Source organism: Nocardia bhagyanarayanae (assembly GCF_006716565.1).
In the GTDB taxonomy this organism is placed as follows: Bacteria; Actinomycetota; Actinomycetes; order Mycobacteriales; family Mycobacteriaceae; genus Nocardia; species Nocardia bhagyanarayanae.
Genome location: NZ_VFPG01000001.1, coordinates 5,452,111 through 5,469,662, shown reverse-complemented (window position 1 = coordinate 5,469,662; position 17,552 = coordinate 5,452,111). Strand labels below are relative to the sequence as shown.

The 17,552-nt window shown below is 68.6% G+C and carries 15 protein-coding genes and 1 pseudogene; 7 read left to right on the top strand and 9 right to left on the bottom strand.

Annotated features, from left to right (window positions below; genetic code table 11):
* The first annotated feature begins 196 nt into the window (after positions 1-196).
* From FB390_RS23935 to FB390_RS23925, 3 genes are all read left to right on the top strand, one after another.
* The gene (locus FB390_RS23935) at positions 197-952 is read left to right on the top strand and encodes a hypothetical protein (RefSeq protein ID WP_141810969.1); all 756 of its coding nucleotides are present in this window, start codon (positions 197-199) and stop codon (positions 950-952) included.
* 119 nt (positions 953-1,071) lie between these two features.
* On the top strand, positions 1,072-2,289 hold the full coding sequence (locus FB390_RS23930; protein ID WP_141810968.1) for a DUF418 domain-containing protein: 1,218 nt from the start codon (positions 1,072-1,074) through the stop codon (positions 2,287-2,289).
* A 193-nt stretch (positions 2,290-2,482) separates the two neighbouring features.
* Positions 2,483-4,111 carry a TlrC/CarA/OleB/SrmB family ABC-F type ribosomal protection protein gene (locus tag FB390_RS23925; protein ID WP_141810967.1) on the top strand — a complete coding sequence of 543 codons (1,629 nt, stop codon included), beginning with the start codon at positions 2,483-2,485 and terminating at the stop codon, positions 4,109-4,111.
* 79 nt (positions 4,112-4,190) lie between these two features.
* Here the strand turns inward: FB390_RS23925 and FB390_RS23920 are convergent, their stop codons facing one another.
* Positions 4,191-4,373, bottom strand: a complete 183-nt coding sequence (locus tag FB390_RS23920) for a hypothetical protein (protein ID WP_342780429.1) — start codon at positions 4,371-4,373, stop codon at positions 4,191-4,193.
* Here FB390_RS23920 and coaD point away from each other — a divergent pair.
* A pseudogene (coaD, locus tag FB390_RS23915) lies at positions 4,367-4,684 on the top strand (pantetheine-phosphate adenylyltransferase); the annotation flags it as partial. The gene FB390_RS23920 and the pseudogene coaD overlap by 7 nt on opposite strands.
* A gap of 359 nt (positions 4,685-5,043) precedes the next feature.
* On the opposite strand, the gene FB390_RS23910 reads toward coaD, so the two are convergent.
* Positions 5,044-5,790 (bottom strand): NADPH-dependent F420 reductase, encoded by a 747-nt coding sequence (locus FB390_RS23910; protein WP_141810965.1) that lies wholly within the window; start codon positions 5,788-5,790, stop codon positions 5,044-5,046.
* Between the two features lie 156 nt (positions 5,791-5,946).
* On the opposite strand from FB390_RS23910, the gene FB390_RS23905 reads away from it, so the two are divergent.
* The gene (locus FB390_RS23905; RefSeq protein ID WP_141810964.1) at positions 5,947-6,792 is read left to right on the top strand and encodes a helix-turn-helix domain-containing protein; all 846 of its coding nucleotides are present in this window, start codon (positions 5,947-5,949) and stop codon (positions 6,790-6,792) included.
* A gap of 69 nt (positions 6,793-6,861) precedes the next feature.
* Here FB390_RS23905 and FB390_RS23900 read toward each other — a convergent pair whose 3' ends face one another.
* A complete protein-coding gene (locus tag FB390_RS23900; protein WP_141810963.1) occupies positions 6,862-7,776 on the bottom strand; it encodes an RNA polymerase sigma-70 factor in 915 nt (304 codons plus the stop codon).
* A gap of 334 nt (positions 7,777-8,110) precedes the next feature.
* On the opposite strand from FB390_RS23900, the gene FB390_RS23895 reads away from it, so the two are divergent.
* Both FB390_RS23895 and FB390_RS23890 read left to right on the top strand, forming a co-directional pair.
* Positions 8,111-8,848 carry an SDR family NAD(P)-dependent oxidoreductase gene (locus tag FB390_RS23895; RefSeq protein ID WP_141810962.1) on the top strand — a complete coding sequence of 246 codons (738 nt, stop codon included), beginning with the start codon at positions 8,111-8,113 and terminating at the stop codon, positions 8,846-8,848.
* 172 nt (positions 8,849-9,020) lie between these two features.
* Positions 9,021-10,673 (top strand): hypothetical protein, encoded by a 1,653-nt coding sequence (locus FB390_RS23890; protein WP_221639354.1) that lies wholly within the window; start codon positions 9,021-9,023, stop codon positions 10,671-10,673.
* Positions 10,674-10,732: 59 nt separating this feature from the next.
* On the opposite strand, the gene nuoN is transcribed toward FB390_RS23890, so the two are convergent.
* From nuoN to nuoI, 6 genes are read right to left on the bottom strand one after another with little or no spacing between them, the layout of a single operon-like run.
* Positions 10,733-12,352, bottom strand: coding sequence for an NADH-quinone oxidoreductase subunit NuoN (nuoN, locus tag FB390_RS23885; RefSeq protein ID WP_141810961.1), 1,620 nt, complete (start codon positions 12,350-12,352; stop codon positions 10,733-10,735).
* Positions 12,349-13,971, bottom strand: a complete 1,623-nt coding sequence (locus tag FB390_RS23880) for an NADH-quinone oxidoreductase subunit M (protein WP_185757152.1) — start codon at positions 13,969-13,971, stop codon at positions 12,349-12,351. Before FB390_RS23880 ends, nuoN begins: the two co-directional genes overlap by 4 nt.
* The gene (nuoL, locus tag FB390_RS23875; RefSeq protein ID WP_141810959.1) at positions 13,968-15,854 is read right to left on the bottom strand and encodes an NADH-quinone oxidoreductase subunit L; all 1,887 of its coding nucleotides are present in this window, start codon (positions 15,852-15,854) and stop codon (positions 13,968-13,970) included. Before nuoL ends, FB390_RS23880 begins: the two co-directional genes overlap by 4 nt.
* Before the next feature lies 1 nt (position 15,855).
* Positions 15,856-16,155 (bottom strand): NADH-quinone oxidoreductase subunit NuoK, encoded by a 300-nt coding sequence (nuoK, locus tag FB390_RS23870; RefSeq protein ID WP_029892786.1) that lies wholly within the window; start codon positions 16,153-16,155, stop codon positions 15,856-15,858.
* Positions 16,152-16,973, bottom strand: a complete 822-nt coding sequence (locus FB390_RS23865) for an NADH-quinone oxidoreductase subunit J (protein ID WP_141811988.1) — start codon at positions 16,971-16,973, stop codon at positions 16,152-16,154. Before FB390_RS23865 ends, nuoK begins: the two co-directional genes overlap by 4 nt.
* A gap of 8 nt (positions 16,974-16,981) precedes the next feature.
* Positions 16,982-17,536 (bottom strand): NADH-quinone oxidoreductase subunit NuoI, encoded by a 555-nt coding sequence (gene nuoI / locus FB390_RS34405; protein ID WP_281292422.1) that lies wholly within the window; start codon positions 17,534-17,536, stop codon positions 16,982-16,984.
* Between the last annotated feature and the right edge of the window lie 16 nt (positions 17,537-17,552).

Here is a 17,552-nt window from a genome sequence, read left to right as displayed (position 1 = left end):
GTTGCGTTCGGGCGGGTCGCGACGATGATCCAAGTGTAAACGGAAGTGTGACCGAGGGCCCGAGCGCGCAGCGCACGGAGCGGCCCCGGCGAGTAGCCGGAACACGGGGAATCGAGTAGCCCGGCACTCGTGGCTGTGACCGGGTTTGGTGCCACTCTCCCTATCTATAGGGGTTGGAGAGAGAGGAGCCCCATCGATGTTCGGCATACACACCCACGCGATCGAGCGATCGAGCGCCACGGTGGAGGCCACCGGCACGCACGCGATGCTGGTGTTCGGCACGGGCGTGGACTGCTACCTGTCGTATCTGCCGACGTTCGAGGCGCGGCACAACTTCCAGGTGCTGCTCGCGGTCGAGCTCGACGAGCACGGACGCCGCGCGCTGGGCGCCGACCGCAGGATCGGTTATGAGGGATTCCACACCTTCGAACCCGAGTTCTTCCCGCTCACGGAGCTGAATCCGCACGGCGATCGGCCGCGCACCGAGTTGCGCGGCACCCTGTACCGGGGGCATCTGGAACGCGGCGGGCCGATCGTCGCGCGCGATGTCGTGGCCACGGTCCACAACGTCGTGTACTTCGCCGAACTCCAGCCGTACGGCGGTGACGAGCTGCTGACGCATCTGTGCTTCGGCCGTCCCGGTCGGCTGTATCTCGCGCACCGCATCGCGCGGCGGCCCAGCTTCGATCAGATCGTTGCCGTACGCCTCATCCCCGGCACGGTCACCGACATGCTCGGCAGGCGGTTGTCCGACGACGTGCACGAGCGCGGCTTCGACACCGCGCAGCCGATCATCTTGGGACAGCGCGAGTTCCACGGTCAGCGCCTGCGGACCGGGGAGATCGCGGTCGCGGCGTTCCGCGCCACGCCGTCGGCCGGCGGTGCGCAGGGGTTCCTCGCCGAACTCGCGGTCGAACGCCAGATCTACCTGGAGGTCGCGGATCTGGGCTGACGCGTCCGATCCCGCGTGGTCAATACGCCGGAGGTCGCGAACCGGCCGGATTTCGGCCGGTTCCCGAATCCCTCCGACGGAGGACGCGTGCGCGCCGGTGCGACCGTTAGCGTCGAATCATGTCCGGTGCTACCGAATCCGTGCTGCCCGCCGCGACCACCGGACGGCGGATCGCGGAACTAGACATCCTGCGCGGTTTCGCGCTGTTCGGAATTCTGATCACCAATGCCACCGTCGCCACGGTGCTGTGGTCGTTCGACGGAACCCGAGACCAACCGCGCGAGCATTATCAGGGCACCGTCGACCACCTCGTCACCGGTGTCGTGGACGCGCTGTTCGCCGGACGGTTCTACCTGCTGTTCGCGTTCCTGTTCGGCTACTCCTTCACCCTGCAGATCGCGGCGGCGCAGCGGGCGGGGGCGTCGGCCAACGCGCGACTGCTGCGGCGGTGCGCGGCGCTGACGGCGATCGGGCTCGCGCACGTCTTCCTGCTCTGGATCGGCGACATCCTGACCCTGTACGCGATGCTGTGCCTGGTCCTGATCCTGTTGCGGAAGCTGCGGCCGCGCACCGCGCTGATCACCGGAAGCGTGCTGTACTCGCTGTGGTGTCTGTGGGCGTTCGCGCCGGCGTCCGGCGGCGACATGTACCAGGAGCTGGCGAAGTTCATCGACCTGCCCGCGATGCGCGAGGGCTACACCGGTGGTTTCGCCGACACCCTCGACACGCAACTGTCCTACGCGCCGCTCTTTCTGTTGCTGACCTTTCTGGCGCAGGGAGTGACAAGCCTCGGGCTGTTCCTGATCGGCATGGCCGCGGGTAAACGGGGCTTGTTCGAGGACGGCCAGACACTGGATCGATGGGCGCCGCGCGTACTGGCGATCGGGCTGGGGATCGGTGTGCCGATCTCGGCGGTGACGTTCGCGATCTCGGTCGGCCGGTTGCACGGGCCGTGGTGGTGGGTCGGGGTGCAGGAGTTGGTGAATCCGGTGATGACCTTCGCCTACATCGCGGGCATCGTGTTGCTCGCCCGTGCGCCGCGCACCGAGCGGGTGATCGCCCGGCTCGCACCCGCTGGACGGATGGCGGCCTCGAACTACATCGGGCAGTCGGTCGTGTTGATGGTGCTCTACACCGGTTACGGATTCGCGCTCGCCGACAAGGTGCCGCCCGCCGGGGTGATCGGACTGGCGCTGCTCACCTACGCGGCGCAGCTCGTGCTCAGCGCGTGGTGGTTGCGCGACCACCGGTACGGCCCGGTGGAATGGCTGTTGCGGGCGGTCACCTACCTGCGCGTACCGGCGTGGCGTAATCCGGAGCCTGTGAAAGAGGGTTGACGCCAGAGGGATTGGGCCGCTAACTTGGCAAACCTCATGGGTTTGATTTTTCTGTTCTCGTGATCGCGCCGCACGCGTCGAGCCTCGCTCCGCGTCGGTAATCCCCGCACTCCGCATGCCGCTGTCGCGGTCGTGTCCTCGTGTGCGGGTTCCCCATCGATCCGGCCGATCGGCCGAGAACAGGAGGTCGCCCATGCTTACCGCTGCTCAACTCACCCTCTCCGACGTCACCAAACGCTACGACGAACGGATCGTGCTCGACCAGGTCTCGCTGACCATCAAGCCAGGCGAGACCGTCGGCATCATCGGCGACAACGGGTCGGGCAAATCGACGCTGCTGAAGGTCATCGCCGGGCGCGAACGGCCGGACAACGGGACGGTGACCGTCACCGCTCCCGATGGAATCGGTTATCTCGCACAGACTCTCGAACTCCCGGGAGCGGCAACGGTGGCCGACGCGATCGACCTGGCGCTGGCCGACCTGCGCGAGCTCGAGGACCGACTGCGGGCCGCGGAGGCGGCGCTCGCACGACCAGGTCCCGTCGAGGAACAGCTCGACGCCTACGGCGAATTGCTCGCCCGCTTCGAGGCTCGCGGCGGCTACCATGCCGACACCCGCGTCGACATCGCGCTCACCGGCCTCGGTCTGCCCGGCCTGGATCGCTCACGACGGCTGGACACCCTGTCCGGCGGTGAACGATCCCGGCTGGCGTTGGCCGCGACCCTCGCGGCCGCGCCGGAACTGCTGCTGCTCGACGAGCCGACCAACGACCTGGACGACCGAGCCGTGGCGTGGCTCGAACAACACCTGCGCGGGCATCGCGGCACCGTCGTCGCGGTGACCCACGATCGGGTGTTCTTGCAACGCATCACCTCAACCATCCTGGAGGTGGCCGAAGGCGCGGTGACCCGGCACGGCGACGGCTACGCGGGTTACCTCGCTGCCAAGGCCGCGCAGCGTCGTCGCCGCGAGCAGGAGTACGCCGACTGGAAGGCCGAGCTGGTCAGGAACCGTCGCTTGGCCGAGTCCAATGTCGTTCGCCTCGAGGCGATTCCGCGCAAACTGCCGCTCGCGGTGTTCGCCGCGGGACCGTTTCGCGCGCGCGGGCGCGACCACGGTGCGATGTCGCGGATCCGCAACGCCAAGGAGCGGGTCGCGCGGCTGACCGACAACCCGGTCTCCGCACCGCCGGATCCGCTGCGGTTCGGCGCCGACCTCGCCCGGGCGAGCGAGCTCGAAATGCCCGGTCCGATAGTGGAACTCGCCGACATCATCGTCGAGGGCAGGCTGCGGCTCGACGGGCTGCGCATCGCCGACGGAGAACGGCTGCTCGTCACCGGACCCAACGGTGCGGGCAAGAGCACCCTGCTTCGGGTCCTCGCCGGTGAGCTCGCACCCGACCGAGGGTCGGTGCGGGTCGCGGGGCGCGTCGGTTTCCTGCGGCAGGAGGAACTGCCGTGGCCGCCGCGGCTGACGGTGCTGGAGGCGTTCGCGCTTGGTCGCCTCGGGCACCCGGACGAACACGCCGACACTCTGCTGGCCATGGGACTGTTCCGTCCCGCGGAACTGCGGCTGCGCCTCGGCGAACTGTCCTACGGCATGCGCCGCAGGCTCGAACTGGCCCGGCTCGTCGCCGAACCCGCCGACCTGCTGCTGCTCGACGAGCCGACCAACCACCTCGCCCCGGCCCTGGTGGAGGAATTGGAGGCCGCGCTCGCGGACTATCCCGGCGCGGTCGTGGTGGTGACCCACGATCGCGCCATGCGAAACCGCTTCGGCGGCAGGCGAATGGAGATGTCGATGGGCGGTGTCGCGGCATGAAGGTGCCGCGCCGCCCGGACACACCTGGTGCGGTATCTCCACGAGATGCTGACACCGCGCGGCTGACGCAGCGGTCCTGTCAGGCGGCGAAGACGGCGCGGACGACGGACTCGTCGCCGTCGATCTCGATCAGTCCGAGGGTGCGGGCGTCGCTGAGGGTGAGGGCGCCGGCGGCGAGGCCGAGGACGTAGGCGGGCTCGATAGCGGCCAGACCCCGGCCTGCGACACGACGCCGTCCGTGTAGCTTCTGTAACCATGTCAAAAGCCCTGTGCACCGGGTCTTTCGACCCGGTGACCAATGGCCATATCAACGTATTCGAGCGGGCGGCAGCTCAGTTCGACGAGCTCGTGGTCACGGTCATGGTCAACTCGAACAAGAAGACGATGTTCACCATCGACGAGCGCATCGAGATGCTGCGCGAGGTCACTGCCTACATCGGCAACGTGCGGGTGGCGTCCTGGCCGGGGCTGTTGGTGGACTTCGCGCGCGAACAGGAGATCACCGCGATCGTGAAGGGGCTGCGCCACGGCGACTTCGACTACGAGGGCAACGGCGTGCGTACCGATCGCACTTCTACGCCTGGGATCTGACATTCGAGGAAACCGCGCGGCGCCACGAGAACCGGCCGCAGTCAGCCGAGTTCACGGTTGCGGACATGCGCTCGTGGTACCGCGGCTGGCAACCATTGCCGTTCGTGAACGAGACGCGGATCCAGGCTACGTGGAGCTTGGACACGACCGTTGAACGAGTCTGTTCGGAGCTCCTCGCGGTCGATGAGGCCGCAGCGGACGCGGGCGCTCCCGCCATCGACTGACCGATTTCCGCCTCGACGCCGGACGATTTACCTACGCGCGATGCCCCGCGCTGGAAAGCGACCTTTCACGACCGGCTGACCGACCTCGACCCGAGAGGTGCACGCAGTGCTTACGCGTCAGTCGGCGCTCGGGAGTTTGGCCTCGCCCGGCTTTTGGCGGACCGCGGTTCTGACGAGTTCGGCGATTCGTGCTGCGGGGACGGGGACGCCGGGGGTTTGTTGCGTCCAACGGAAGAACTCCTCGAGGTTCATCGCGGGGCGCTCGCCGAGGTAGGGCTCGATGTAGGCCGGGGTGTTGGGTTCGCTGCGCCAGCTGGTGGCGAGGGGGCCGATGTCCACTGCGTCGTAACCGAGGATGTTCAGCAACCGGGTGGCTTCGGTTTTGGCGTCGGCGTAGTCGCCGGCGATGGGTAGGGCGCTGCGGTCCGGTGCGTTCGCGGGGCGGCCGAGGGAGACCAGTTGGTGCGGCGTGATGTTGTTGAATGCCTTGACGACGCGGGCTTCGGGAAGATGGTGCTGGAGGAGGGCGCTGGAAGTCAGTGTGGCCGTGTCGAGTTCGGTCAGGTGACCGTCGCGCTCGGGGTAGTAGTTGGCCGTGTCCAGCACCGTTTTGCCGGACAGTGCGGCGGCGGGGAGATGTGCGAAGGCGGTGAGGGGGATGGCGGCGACGACCAAATCCGCGGCACGCGCCGCTTCCGCCGGGGTGGCCGCTCGGGCGCGCGGGCCGAGTTCGGCGACCAGGTCGGCGAGGGTCTCGGGCTCTCGTGAATTACTCAAGAGGACCTTGATTCCGGCCGAAACGGCAAGCCGGGCAACGGAAGAACCGATCATTCCGCTGCCGATGAGTCCGAGGGTGTGCGGCACAGCTTCTCCATTCGTTGGTGTGGATACCGGAACCGGCGAGGGCGTGAGGCGCCTGGCTCGTCTGACAGCATGGAACCGCCACGATCACCCCACCAGGCCCGAATCTTGCGTACTCACGGCGTGATCACCCGCCGCGCTCGGGCGTAGCGTTGTCCCGTGGACGACCGGACAGAGCTGAGCGAGTTCCTCAAATCGCGCCGCGCGCGCCTGCGCCCGGAGGACGTCAGGCTGCGCGACTACGGGGGAGTGCGCCGGGTCGCCGGTCTGCGGCGGGAGGAGTTGGCGCGGGTCGCTGGCGTCAGCATCGCGCACTACACGCGCCTGGAACAGGGCAGAAGCGAGAGTGTCTCGAACGAGGCGTTGAACGCGATCGGCACGGCACTGCGCCTGGACACCGACGAATTGGCCTACCTGCACCGGATCGCCAGGCGCCCCGAGCCATGTGCGGAGGACACGGCCGCGCCGGACGCGCTCGCGGGCTTGCGCTACCTGCTGAAGTCGTTCGTGATGACACCGGCGTTGCTGGTCGGCAGGCACACCCAGATCGTCGGCTGGAACGACCTCGCGGTTGCGGTGTTCGGCGACTTTCCCGCTCTGCCGGACGACCGCCGCACGCTGTCGCACCTACTGTTCACCGAGCCCTACCTGCGCGACCTGCACCGCGCCGAGTGGACGCGAGCGGCACGCGAGCACGTGGCGCACCTGCGCGTGCTGCTCGGACGGCACCGCGGCGACCGCGATCTCGCGGCACACATCGAGCAGATGCGTGAACTCAGCACGGATTTCGCGCGGATGTGGTCGGAGCACTCCGTCGCGCGGCTCCGGTCGGGGACGTACGTGCTGCACCACCCGATCGCGGGAGAACTCACGCTGCACCGCGAACTCGTCGCACTGCCCGACGCGCCGTCGTGCTGCGGGCTCGACCTGTTCGCCGCCGAACCGGGTTCCGCGTCCGAGCGGGCGCTGCGGAGACTCGGGGGGCTGCCGGTGGCCGCCGACTAGGCAACCCGTCGAGCTATCGGCGCGAATGTGTCGGCGACGCCCCGGCTCTCGACGACGACCCCCAGCGACTCACCGGCTCACCGCGTTCTCGCGCCGCACATGCGACAGCTTCGCGGGATTGCGCACGACGTAGAGCCCGGTGATCAAGCCGTCGTCGATCCGTACCGCGACGACACTGTCGAGCTCGTCGTCGAACCGGACGAGCAGCGCGGGCCAGCCGTTGACCTGCACCTGCTCGACCGACACCTCCGCGTCGACCCGACCCAAGCCCACGCCGAGCAATCGCGCGACCCGGTTCGCCCCGACGACGGGCCGCTGCACGGCTTGCACGACGCCACCACCGTCGCCCAGCAGAACGACGTCCGGCGCGAGAATGTCGACCAGACTCTGCAAATCGCCCGTCTGGATCGCCCGCTGAAACGCTTCGAGCGCATCGCGGGTCTCGGCCGGCGAAACGACACCGCGCGGCCTGCGCGCGGCGACGTGTTCCCGCGCGCGATGGGCGATCTGGCGGACCGCGGCCGGGCTCTTGTCGACGGCCTCGGCGATCTCGTCGTACCCCACGTCGAACACCTCGCGCAGCACGAACACAGCGCGCTCGGTCGGCGTGAGCGTCTCGAGCACCAACAGCATCGCCATCGAGACGCTGTCGGCCAGCTCCACATCCTCGGCCACATCGGGCGAGGTCAGCAGCGGCTCGGGCAGCCACGGACCGACGTAGGACTCCTTGCGGCGGCCGAGCGTACGCAACCGGATCAGCGCCTGACGGGTGGTGATCCGAACGAGGTACGCACGCCGATCCCGCACCTCGGCCAAGTCGACGCCCACCCACCGCAGCCAGGTCTCCTGCAGGACGTCCTCGGCGTCGGCGGCCGAGCCGAGCATCTCGTAGGCGACGGTGAAGAGCAGGTTGCGGTGGGCGACGAACGCCGCAGTGGCGGCGTCGGGTCCGCCGTCCTCGGTCCGCGGCAACGTGCTGGCCATGGGTGGCTCCTGTCTCTTCGCTCTCGACTATGTCACCCACCAGACGCCGACCCCCACCGTTTTGTGACACTCCAGCGGCAATGACCTACATCACGCCCGCACCCATGTCGCGTAGATCCGCCCTCGGCGGGCACGGTTGGCTCCTCTGCCGCGCGGATTCGGCCTCGCCCTGTCGCCATCCCGGATCAGGGGCGCCGCCCAGTCCGCCGGTGGGCGTGCGGCGGCCGTCGCCGCGGCGGATCGCGGGCGGCCGTTGCGACGAGATCCGTTGTGGCACCGCGTGCAACACGGCAGTGGCCGCGACATGGCAAGCTCGGAGCATGGTGATCGAGGGATGAGCCGGGCGGTGCTGGTGACGGGGGCGTCGCGGGGGATAGGCCGGGCGATCGCGACCATGTTCGCCGAACAGGGCGACCGGGTGGCGGTGCACTACGCGTCGCGGCGGGCCGACGCCGGGGAGACGCTGCGCGGGCTGCCCGGCTCCGGTCACCTGCTGGTGCACGGCGACGTCGGCTCGCCGTCCGCGGCCGAAGCGATCGTGGCCGCCGCCGTCGACGGGCTCGGCGCCGTCGAGGTCCTCGTCAACAACGCCGCGCTGAACCTGCCGCACCCGCTGCCGAGCACCGCCTACGACGAGTGGCAGCGGATCTGGGAGCAGACCGTCTCCGTGAACCTGCTCGGCACCGCGAACGTCAGCTACTGCGTCGCCCGCCACATGATCGAGCGCGGCATCGCCGGTCGCATCGTCAACATCGGCTCACGCGGTGCATCCCGCGGCGAACCCGATCATCCCGCCTACGGCGCGACCAAGGCGGCCGTGCAGGCGCTGGGCCAGTCGCTGGCGGTGTCGCTGGCGCCGCACGGAATCGCCGTCGCGTCGGTCGCCCCCGGATTCGTCGCGACCGAGCGCGTGGCCCACCGCGTCACTGCGGAGGTCGAGGCCCAGAGCCCCTTCGGCCGCGTCGCCGAGCCGGTCGAGATCGCGGCGGCCGTCCGCTACCTCGCCTCTCCGGAAGCCACCTGGACCTCGGGCGCAGTGCTGGACGTCAACGGGGCCTCCTACTTGCACTGAGCGCGGAAAGTGATCTTGTGGCGGCGCGCGTCGTGTTAGCGTCGCGAAGCCGAAGCGTCTTGTCTCAGTTCGTGTGGTTCCGCTGATCGCCGTCGGCGCTGTTCCGCTCGACGGCTCCGTTCGTCAGCCCCAAATCGAACGCAGTACCCGTCGCGAGAACAGGAGCACTGCTGTGCGCAAGTATCGATCTTCCCTCGGTATCGCGGTCCTGGCCGCGGCACTCGCCTGCGCGGTACCCGGCTGCGGCGACGATAGGTCGAACTCGTCCGATCCCAGCCCGGCTGTGAGCAGCACGGGGCACGGTCCGGCGAAGAACCCGTACCTGGCCGCCGAGAAATACGCCGTCACCCACCTCGACCCCGGCCAGTCCGACAGCTTCGCCGATCCGGTGCCGCGCGGCACGTTCCGGGTCGACCCGCAACAGATGCCGCGTGTGGCCACCGGCCCGGTCAACATCATCACGCTGGCCTCGCCGTCGGAGAAGTACATGTGGATCTCGTCGAGCTCCGGCGTGCGGTACGTGGATGTCTCGGACCGCGGGTTCCGTGAGGTCGCGTCGATGGACGCCCCCGGCGTGCAACCCATCCCGCCGCACGCGCTGGACGAGGTGCTCGGCCAGACGTTCACCGACACCGCCCAGATCCAGAACGCCATCCGCGACGACTGGGGCGGGGCGACCTGGCAGCGCATCGCCAACGGCGTGTACGGCTTGGTGGACAAGGACAATCGCGTCTACTACACCACCCAGAACTCCGAACTCGTCGTCTTCGGCTTGAAGAACAACGACAAGCCCGAAGAGGGCATCCAGATCGTCAAGAGCTTCGACTTCGAACCGCTGCTCGGCGCGGGCGGCACCTCGCTCGGCATCCCCGAGAGCATCGTCGGCGTGAACATGACCTACGACGGTCACCTCATCGTCGTCTCCTCGCGCGGTCTCATCGCCGTCGACCGCGAACTGTCGGGACAACCGCAGCAGATCCGCTTCGGCGACGACGAGACCATCTCCAATTCGATCGCCGTCGACGAGAAGGGCGGCATCTACGTCGCCTCCGACAAGATCATGCGCAAGGTCGTGTGGACCGGCTCCAAGCTGTCCACCGAGGAAGCCGACGGCGCCTGGTCCGCGCCCTACGACTTCGGCCGCCAGCCACCCGCGGTCAAGCTCGGCATCGGCACCGGATCGACGCCCACTCTCATGGGCTTCGGCGAGGGCTCCGACGAACTCGTGGTGATCACCGACGGCGCCGACCACATGAAGCTGGTCGCGTTCTGGCGCAACGAGATCCCCCAGGGCTTCCAGCCCAAGACAGGGACCAAGTCCAACCGCATCGCCGACCAGATCGAGGTGACCGCCGGCCTGCCGGACCCGAAGCCGGAGTTCATCCAGAGCGAGCAGTCCGTGGTCGTGCACGAGTACGGTGCGTTCGTCGTGCAGAACATCGGCGCGGGCGGCAACCCGGATCGGTTGGTCGACGTGCTGGCCAACGGTCCGGTCGACGAACCGCCGCACGGCATGCAGCGCTTCGAATGGGATCCGGCCGCGGACAAGTGGACCTCGGCGTGGGAGCGCGGTGACGTGGTGTCCACCTCGATGGTGCCCGCGGTGTCGACCGAGGCCGGGGTCGTGTTCGTCAACGGCTACAGCAAGGCCGACGGCTGGGAGGTCACCGGTCTGGACTGGAAGAACGGAGAGACCGTGCACCGCACCATCTTCGGGCAGTCGAACTACGGCAACGGCGCGTACGCGATCATCGAGGCATTCCCGAACGGCGACCTGCTGTTCAACAGCGTCGGCGGCCCGTTCCGGGCGAAACTCGACAAGTAGCGCGAAAGCGGTGGCCCCGACCGAGTTTCCGGTCGGGGCCACCGCCTGTGCTCGACAACCTAGCGCACGAAGGTCGACGCTCGCTCGGCCAGATCCAGCAGCGGCTGGGGGAACACACCGAGCACCAGGGTCGCCACGGCGGTCAGCAGGACGAGTGCCTGCGTGAGCGCGGGCGTGACCACCACCGGGGCATCCGTCGGGGGATCGGTGAAGAACATCAACACGATCACGCGGATGTAGAAGAACGCCGCGACGGCGCTCGAGATGACGCCGACGATGACGAGCGTCACGGCATCACCGGAAGCGGCCGCCTCGAACACGGCGAACTTGCTGACGAACCCGCTGGTGAGCGGCAGACCGGCGAAGGAGAGCAGCAGCAGCGCGAAAACCGCGGCCAGCCAAGGGGAGCGGCGGCCGAGCCCGGCCCACTGCGCCAGCGCGGTCGCCTCGTCACCGCTGGGCTCGCGGACCAGGCTCACCACCGCGAACGCGCCGAGCGTGCCGAGCCCGTAGGCGACCAGATAGAACAGCACCGCCGCGACACCCGCGTCGTTGGCGGCGACCAAACCGGTGATGATGAAGCCCGCGTGCGCCACCGACGAATATGCCAGCATGCGCTTCACATCGGTCTGGGTCACCGCGAGCACTGCGCCGACCACCATCGTCGCGATCGCGACTGCGGCGAGCACCGGCCGCCAGTCGTCCCGCAAGCCGGGCACGGCGACCTGCAGGATGCGCAACAGGGCACCGACCGCGGCGATCTTGGTGGCGGCCGCCATGAACGCGGTGATCGGGGTCGGCGCGCCCTGATACACGTCGGGGACCCAGGATTGGAACGGCACCGCGCCGATCTTGAACAGCAGCCCGACCGCCAGCATCGCCACACCGAGCAGCGCCAGCATCGCATCGGACGGGTGCGCGGCGATCGCGTCGGCGATGCCGGCCAGCCGCACCGTGCCCGCCTGCCCGTACAGCAGCGCGACGCCGTACAGGAAGAACGCCGACGAAAAAGCCCCCAGCAGGAAGTATTTCAGCGCCGCCTCCTGGGAGAGCAGTCGCTTGCGCCGCGCCAGCCCGCACAGTAGATACAGCGGCAGCGACAGCACTTCCAGCGCGACGAACATCGTCAGCAGATCGTTCGACGCGGGGAAGAGCAACAGCCCGCCGACCGCGAAAAGGGTGAGTGGGAAGACCTCGGTCGTCGCGATGCCCGCGCGGACCGCGGCCTGCTCGTCCGCGCTGCCAGGGACCGCCGACGCCTGCGGGGTGAACGCGTCCGCGCCGCGACCGACGGTCGCCGCGGCCAGGCTCCAGGTCCCCGGACCGGATCGCGCCTGCGCGCGCGGTTGCGCGCCGCGTTCGGCGATGAACAGCACGCCGAGGATCGAGACCACCAGGATGGTGCCCTGCAAGAACAGAGTCACCCCGTCGATCGCAACGGCACCGGCCACCGCGGTCGACTCGGTGCCCGCCAACCGGACGACGGCCGCCAACGCCGCCGCGAGACCGATCAGGCTGAGCCACACCTGGGTGCCGTAGCGGTACCGCCGCGCGACGAACGCCTCCACCAGCACCGCGGCCACCGCGACGCCGAACACGATGAGCATCGGTGCGAGCGCGCCGTATTCGATGCTGGGCGCGGGCACGGACGCGGCGAGCGGGATCGAGTGGGTGCTCACTTGTGCCCTCCTTCCTGGAGGTTCGCCGCGCCCGCTGCGGGCGCCGGAACCGTCGGCGCGGGATCGTGGCGGCCGATGGTGGTCAGTGTCTGGCCGACGGCGGGATCGATGAAGTCCAGCACCGGTTTCGGATAGAGGCCGAGGAACAGCAGCGCCGCGATCAGCGGTGCGACGACGAGCATTTCTCGGGGTACCAGATCGTGGAGGTTCTCGTTGCCCTTCTGCACCGGACCCGTCATCATCCGCTGGTACATCCACAGCACGTAGATCGCGGCGAGCACCAGCGCGGCGGTCGCGATGATCGCGGCCACCTGGTAGCGGCTGAAAGTGCCGACCAATACGAGGAATTCGCTGACGAACGGCGCGAGGCCGGGCAGCGACAGCGTGGCCAGACCCGCGATGAGGAACGTCTCGGCCAGCACCGGCGCCACCTTCTGCACCCCGCCGTACTCGGCGATGACCCGGGTGCCGCGCCGCGAGACGAGGAACCCGGCGATCAGGAACAGCGCGGCGGTGGAGACGCCGTGGTTGATCATGTAAAGCGTCGCGCCCGTCTGCGCCTGACTGGTCATGGCGAAGATGCCGAGGATGATGAAGCCGAAGTGCGAGATCGAGGTGTAGGCGATGAGCCGCATCACGTCGGTCTGGCCGATCGCCAGCAGCGCACCGTAGACGATGCCGACCACCGCGAGCGTGATCACCAGCGGCGCATAGGTTCCCGAGGCGTCGGGGAACAGCAGCAGGCAGTAGCGCAGCATGCCGAAGGTGCCCACCTTGTCGACCACCGCCATCATCAGCACGGCACTGGACGGTGTCGCGGCGACCGCCGCGTCGGGCAGCCAGGTGTGCAGCGGCCACAGCGGCGCCTTCACGGCGAAGGCGAACATGAACCCGAGGAACAGGGCGTTGAGCACCGCCGGACCCGCGCCGAGCTCGCCGGCATTGGCGGCGGCGACCACGGTGCGGAAGTCGAAGGTGCCCGCACCGTCCGCGCCGATGCCCTCGCGTGCGGTCAGCACGTAGAGACCGATGACCGCGGCCAGCATGATCAGTCCGCCGAACAGGTTGTACAGCAGGAACTTCACCGCCGCCCGCGAACGCTGCTGGCGCAGCTGCACATCCGCCGTCTTGGGCCCGAAGCCGCCGATGAGGAAGTACATCGGGATGAGCATGGCCTCGAAGAAGACGTAGAACAGCAGGATGTCCAGCGACAGGAAGGAGACGAGCACCATCGCCTCGACGAGCAGGATCAGCGCCACGTAGGTGTGCGCCACCCGCTTGCCGGAGCCCGCCGCGCGGTCGTCGTGCCAGCCCGCCAGGATCAGCAGCGGCACCAGCGCGGTCGTGAGCAGCACGAGCACCAGCGCGATGCCGTCCAAGCCGAGGGTGTATCCGGCGCCGAAAGCGGGGATCCACTCGTGCGATTCGATGAACTGGTACTGCTCACCGCCGGGCTCGAAGCGCGTGGCGAGTACGACGGCGAGCACCAGCGCGGCGACCGAGAAGGTCAGCGCCACACTGCGTGCCAGCACCCGCCGCGCGGCGGGCAACGCCAGCACGACGACCGCGCCGACGACCGGAATCAGCCAGAGGGTGGTCAACCAGGGATAGGTAGTCACCAGATCCTCACCGCCAGCAGGGCGGCGGCCACCAGGGCCGCGCCGGTGAACATGGACAGGGCGTAGGACCGCACGAATCCGGACTGGACCCGGCGGACGCGAGCCGAGAGCCCGCCGATCAGCGCGGCCGTGCCGTTGACGATCCCGTCGATGCCGCGGTTGTCGACGAACACCAGCGACCGGGTGAGGTGCTGGCCGGGACGCATGAACACGCCCTCGTTGACCGCGTCGCCGTAGAGATCCTTGCGGGCGGCGACGGTCAGCGCCGACACCTCCTGCGGTGCGGTCTCGGGGATGTCACGTTGCGCGTACTGGCTGTAGGCGACGGTGACGCCGACCGAGACGACGGCCAGCGCGAGGGCGGTGACCACGCCCGCGGGCACGACCTCCTCGCCGTGGTGCGCGCCGACCACCGGTTCGAGCCAGTTCACCAGCGCGTTGCCGAGCACGAACACCAGGCCCGACGCGAGCGAGCCGATGGCAAGCAGGATCATCGGCCCGGTCATCACCGCGGGAGCCTCGTGCGGATGCGTGTCGGGCTTCCAACGTGGCGAGCCGAAGAACGTCATCAGCATCACCCGCGTCATGTAGAACGCGGTGAGACCCGCACCGAGCAAAGTGACCGTGCCGAGTGCGTAACCGGCCGCGCCGCCCTGGTTGAAGGCAACCTCGATGATCTTGTCCTTGGAGAAGAACCCCGCGAACGGCGGCACCCCGATGATCGCGAGGTAGCCGAGCCCGAAGGTGACGTAGGTGATCGGCAGGAATTTGCGCAGTCCGCCGTAGCGGCGCATGTCGACCTCGTCGTCCATCGCGTGCATCACCGAGCCCGCGCCGAGGAACAGGCCCGCCTTGAAGAAGCCGTGGGTGAGCAGGTGCATGATCGCGAAGGCGTAGCCGGCGGGGCCGAGGCCCGCCGCGAGCACCATGTACCCGATCTGGCTCATGGTGGACGCGGCCAGCGCCTTCTTGATGTCGTCCTTGGCGCAGCCGACGATCGCGCCGAACAGCAGCGTCACCGCGCCGACGAGCACCACGGCCAGCTGGGCGTTCGGCGCGAGGTCGAAGATCACGTTGGACCGCGCGATCAGGTAGACGCCGGCGGTGACCATGGTGGCGGCGTGGATGAGCGCCGACACCGGCGTCGGGCCCTCCATCGCGTCACCGAGCCAGGATTGCAGCGGCACCTGCGCGGACTTGCCGCATGCGGCGAGCAACAGCAGCAGGCCGATCGCGGTGAGCGTGCCCTCGCTCGCGCCCGGCGCGGCGGCGAACACCTCGCCGAACCCGATCGAGCCGAAGGTCGCGAACATCGCCATCATGGCCAGGGCCAAGCCCATGTCGCCGACCCGGTTCACCACGAACGCCTTCTTGGCGGCCGTCGCGGCGGAAGGCTTTCCGTACCAGAAGCCGATCAGCAGGTAGGAGGCGAGACCGACGCCCTCCCAGCCGAGGTAGAGCACCAGGTAGTTGTTCGCCAGCACCAGTAGCAGCATGGCCGCGAGGAACAGGTTGAGGTAGGCGAAGAACCGCCGCCGGTCCGGATCGTGGCTCATGTACCCGATCGAGTACAGGTGGATCAGCGAGCCGACACCGGTGATCAGCAGCGCGAAACACATGGACAGCTGGTCGATTTGGAGGCCGAAGTCCACTTGCAGGCCGCTCACCGGCACCCAGCTGAACAAATCCGCGTTCACCGCCCGCTCGGCGCCGTCGCGCCCGAGCATGACGACGAACGCCCACACGGCCACGCCGAAGGAGGCCAGCGCGGCGAGGCAACCGAGCAGATGGCCCCACTTGTCGGCGGCGCGCCCGAGGAGCAGCAGTACGACGGCCCCGGCCAGCGGCAGCGCGGGCAGCAGCGTCAGGATCGCGGTATCCACGTCAGAACTTCAGCAGGTTGGCGTCGTCGACCGAGGTCGAGCGGCGGGCGCGGAAGATGGTCATGATGATGGCGAGGCCGACGACCACCTCGGCGGCGGCGACCACCATCGTGAAGAACGCGAACACCTGGCCGTCCAGGTTCGCGTGCAGCCGCGCGAAGGTGACGAAGGCCAGGTTCACCGCGTTGAGCATCAGCTCGATGCACATGAACACCACGATCGCGTTGCGCCGCAACAGCACTCCGGCCGCGCCGATCGTGAACAGCAGGGCGGACAGGAACAGATAGTTCTCGGGGTTCACCGGGTGCCTTCCTCGTCGGCGGGTTCGTGGCCGTTGGTCTTCGCGTCACCGTCGCCGGAGCCGACCGAGATGACGGCCGCCTCGGTCAGCGCCCTGGTGCGGCGGTGCCGCAGGATGGTGCTGACCGACAGCTCCTCGAACGAGCCGTCGGGCAGCCTGGCGGGAATGTCCACCGCGTTGTGCCTGGCGTAGACGCCGGGCGTCGGCAGCGGAGTCGCGCGGCTCTTGCCGTCGCGGAACCGCCTGCGGGACAGTTCACGCTGGTCCATCCGCGGCCCGAAGTGTTCGCGGTGCGCGAGCACCATCGCGCCGATGGTGGCGGTGATGAGCAGCGCGCCGGTGAGTTCGAAGGCCCACACGTACCGGACGAAGATCAGCTCGGCGAGTTCGCCGATCACGTCGCGACCGGCGAAACCGCTGGCGGGGAAGCGGATTCCGGAGTTCCGGACGCCGGCGGCGATGCCGCTGACGAACAGGAAGCCGAAACCGAGCCCCACCGCGGCGGCGGCGAAGCGCTGGCCGCGCAGGGTCTCCTTCAACGATTCCACGGAGTCGACGCCCACCAGCATGAGCACGAACAGGAACAGCATCATCACCGCGCCGGTGTAGACCACGATCTGCACCACGCCGAGGAACAGCGCGTCCTGGGCGATGTAGAACACCGCCAGCGTGATCATGGTGGCGGCCAGGCAGATCGCGGAGTGCACGGCCTTGGCCGCGAACACCATGCCGAGCGCGCCGAGGACGGCGAGCGGGGCCAGGATCCAGAACTGCACGGCCTCGCCGGTGGATGTGCGGGTCAGTGGCTCGGCGGCCATCAGTATTGTCACCGCGTCCCTCCTTCCGCGCCTGCTGTCGCGGGCTGCTGCTCGTCGGTTTCGGCGTCCGCGCCGGGGAGGGTGCCGCGGTAGTAGTCGCCCTCGGTCGTCCCGGGGTACATCTCGTGCGGCGGTGCGGTCATGCCCGGTTCCAGCGGCGCGAGCAGCCGGTCCTTCTCGTAGATGAGGTCGGCGCGGTTGTCGTCGGCGAGCTCGTACTCGTTGGTCATGGTGAGCGCTCGCGTAGGGCAGGCCTCGATGCACAGGCCGCAGCCGATGCAGCGCAGGTAGTTGATCTGGTAGACGCGGCCGTAACGTTCGCCGGGGGAGAAGCGTTCGGTCTCGGTGTTGTCCGCGCCTTCCACGTAGATCGCGTCGGCTGGGCAGGCCCAGGCGCACAGCTCGCAGCCGATGCACTTCTCCAGACCGTCGGGATGACGGTTGAGCTGGTGGCGGCCGTGATAGCGGGGCGCGGTCGGCACCTTGTGCTCGGGGTAGAACTCGGTGTTCGGCTTCTTGAACATGGTGAGCGCGGTGACCGCGAAACCAGAAAGCGGTTCCAGCGGGTGACCTTTCGTC

Coding starts and splice junctions, on each gene's coding strand:
- FB390_RS23935 (WP_141810969.1), top strand. CDS start 197: ATGTTCGGCATACACACCCACGCGATCGAGCGATCGAGCGCCACGGTG.
- FB390_RS23930 (WP_141810968.1), top strand. CDS start 1,072: ATGTCCGGTGCTACCGAATCCGTGCTGCCCGCCGCGACCACCGGACGG.
- FB390_RS23925 (WP_141810967.1), top strand. CDS start 2,483: ATGCTTACCGCTGCTCAACTCACCCTCTCCGACGTCACCAAACGCTAC.
- FB390_RS23900 (WP_141810963.1), bottom strand. CDS start 7,776: ATGGCCAGCACGTTGCCGCGGACCGAGGACGGCGGACCCGACGCCGCC.
- FB390_RS23895 (WP_141810962.1), top strand. CDS start 8,111: ATGAGCCGGGCGGTGCTGGTGACGGGGGCGTCGCGGGGGATAGGCCGG.
- FB390_RS23865 (WP_141811988.1), bottom strand. CDS start 16,973: ATGGCCGCCGAGCCACTGACCCGCACATCCACCGGCGAGGCCGTGCAG.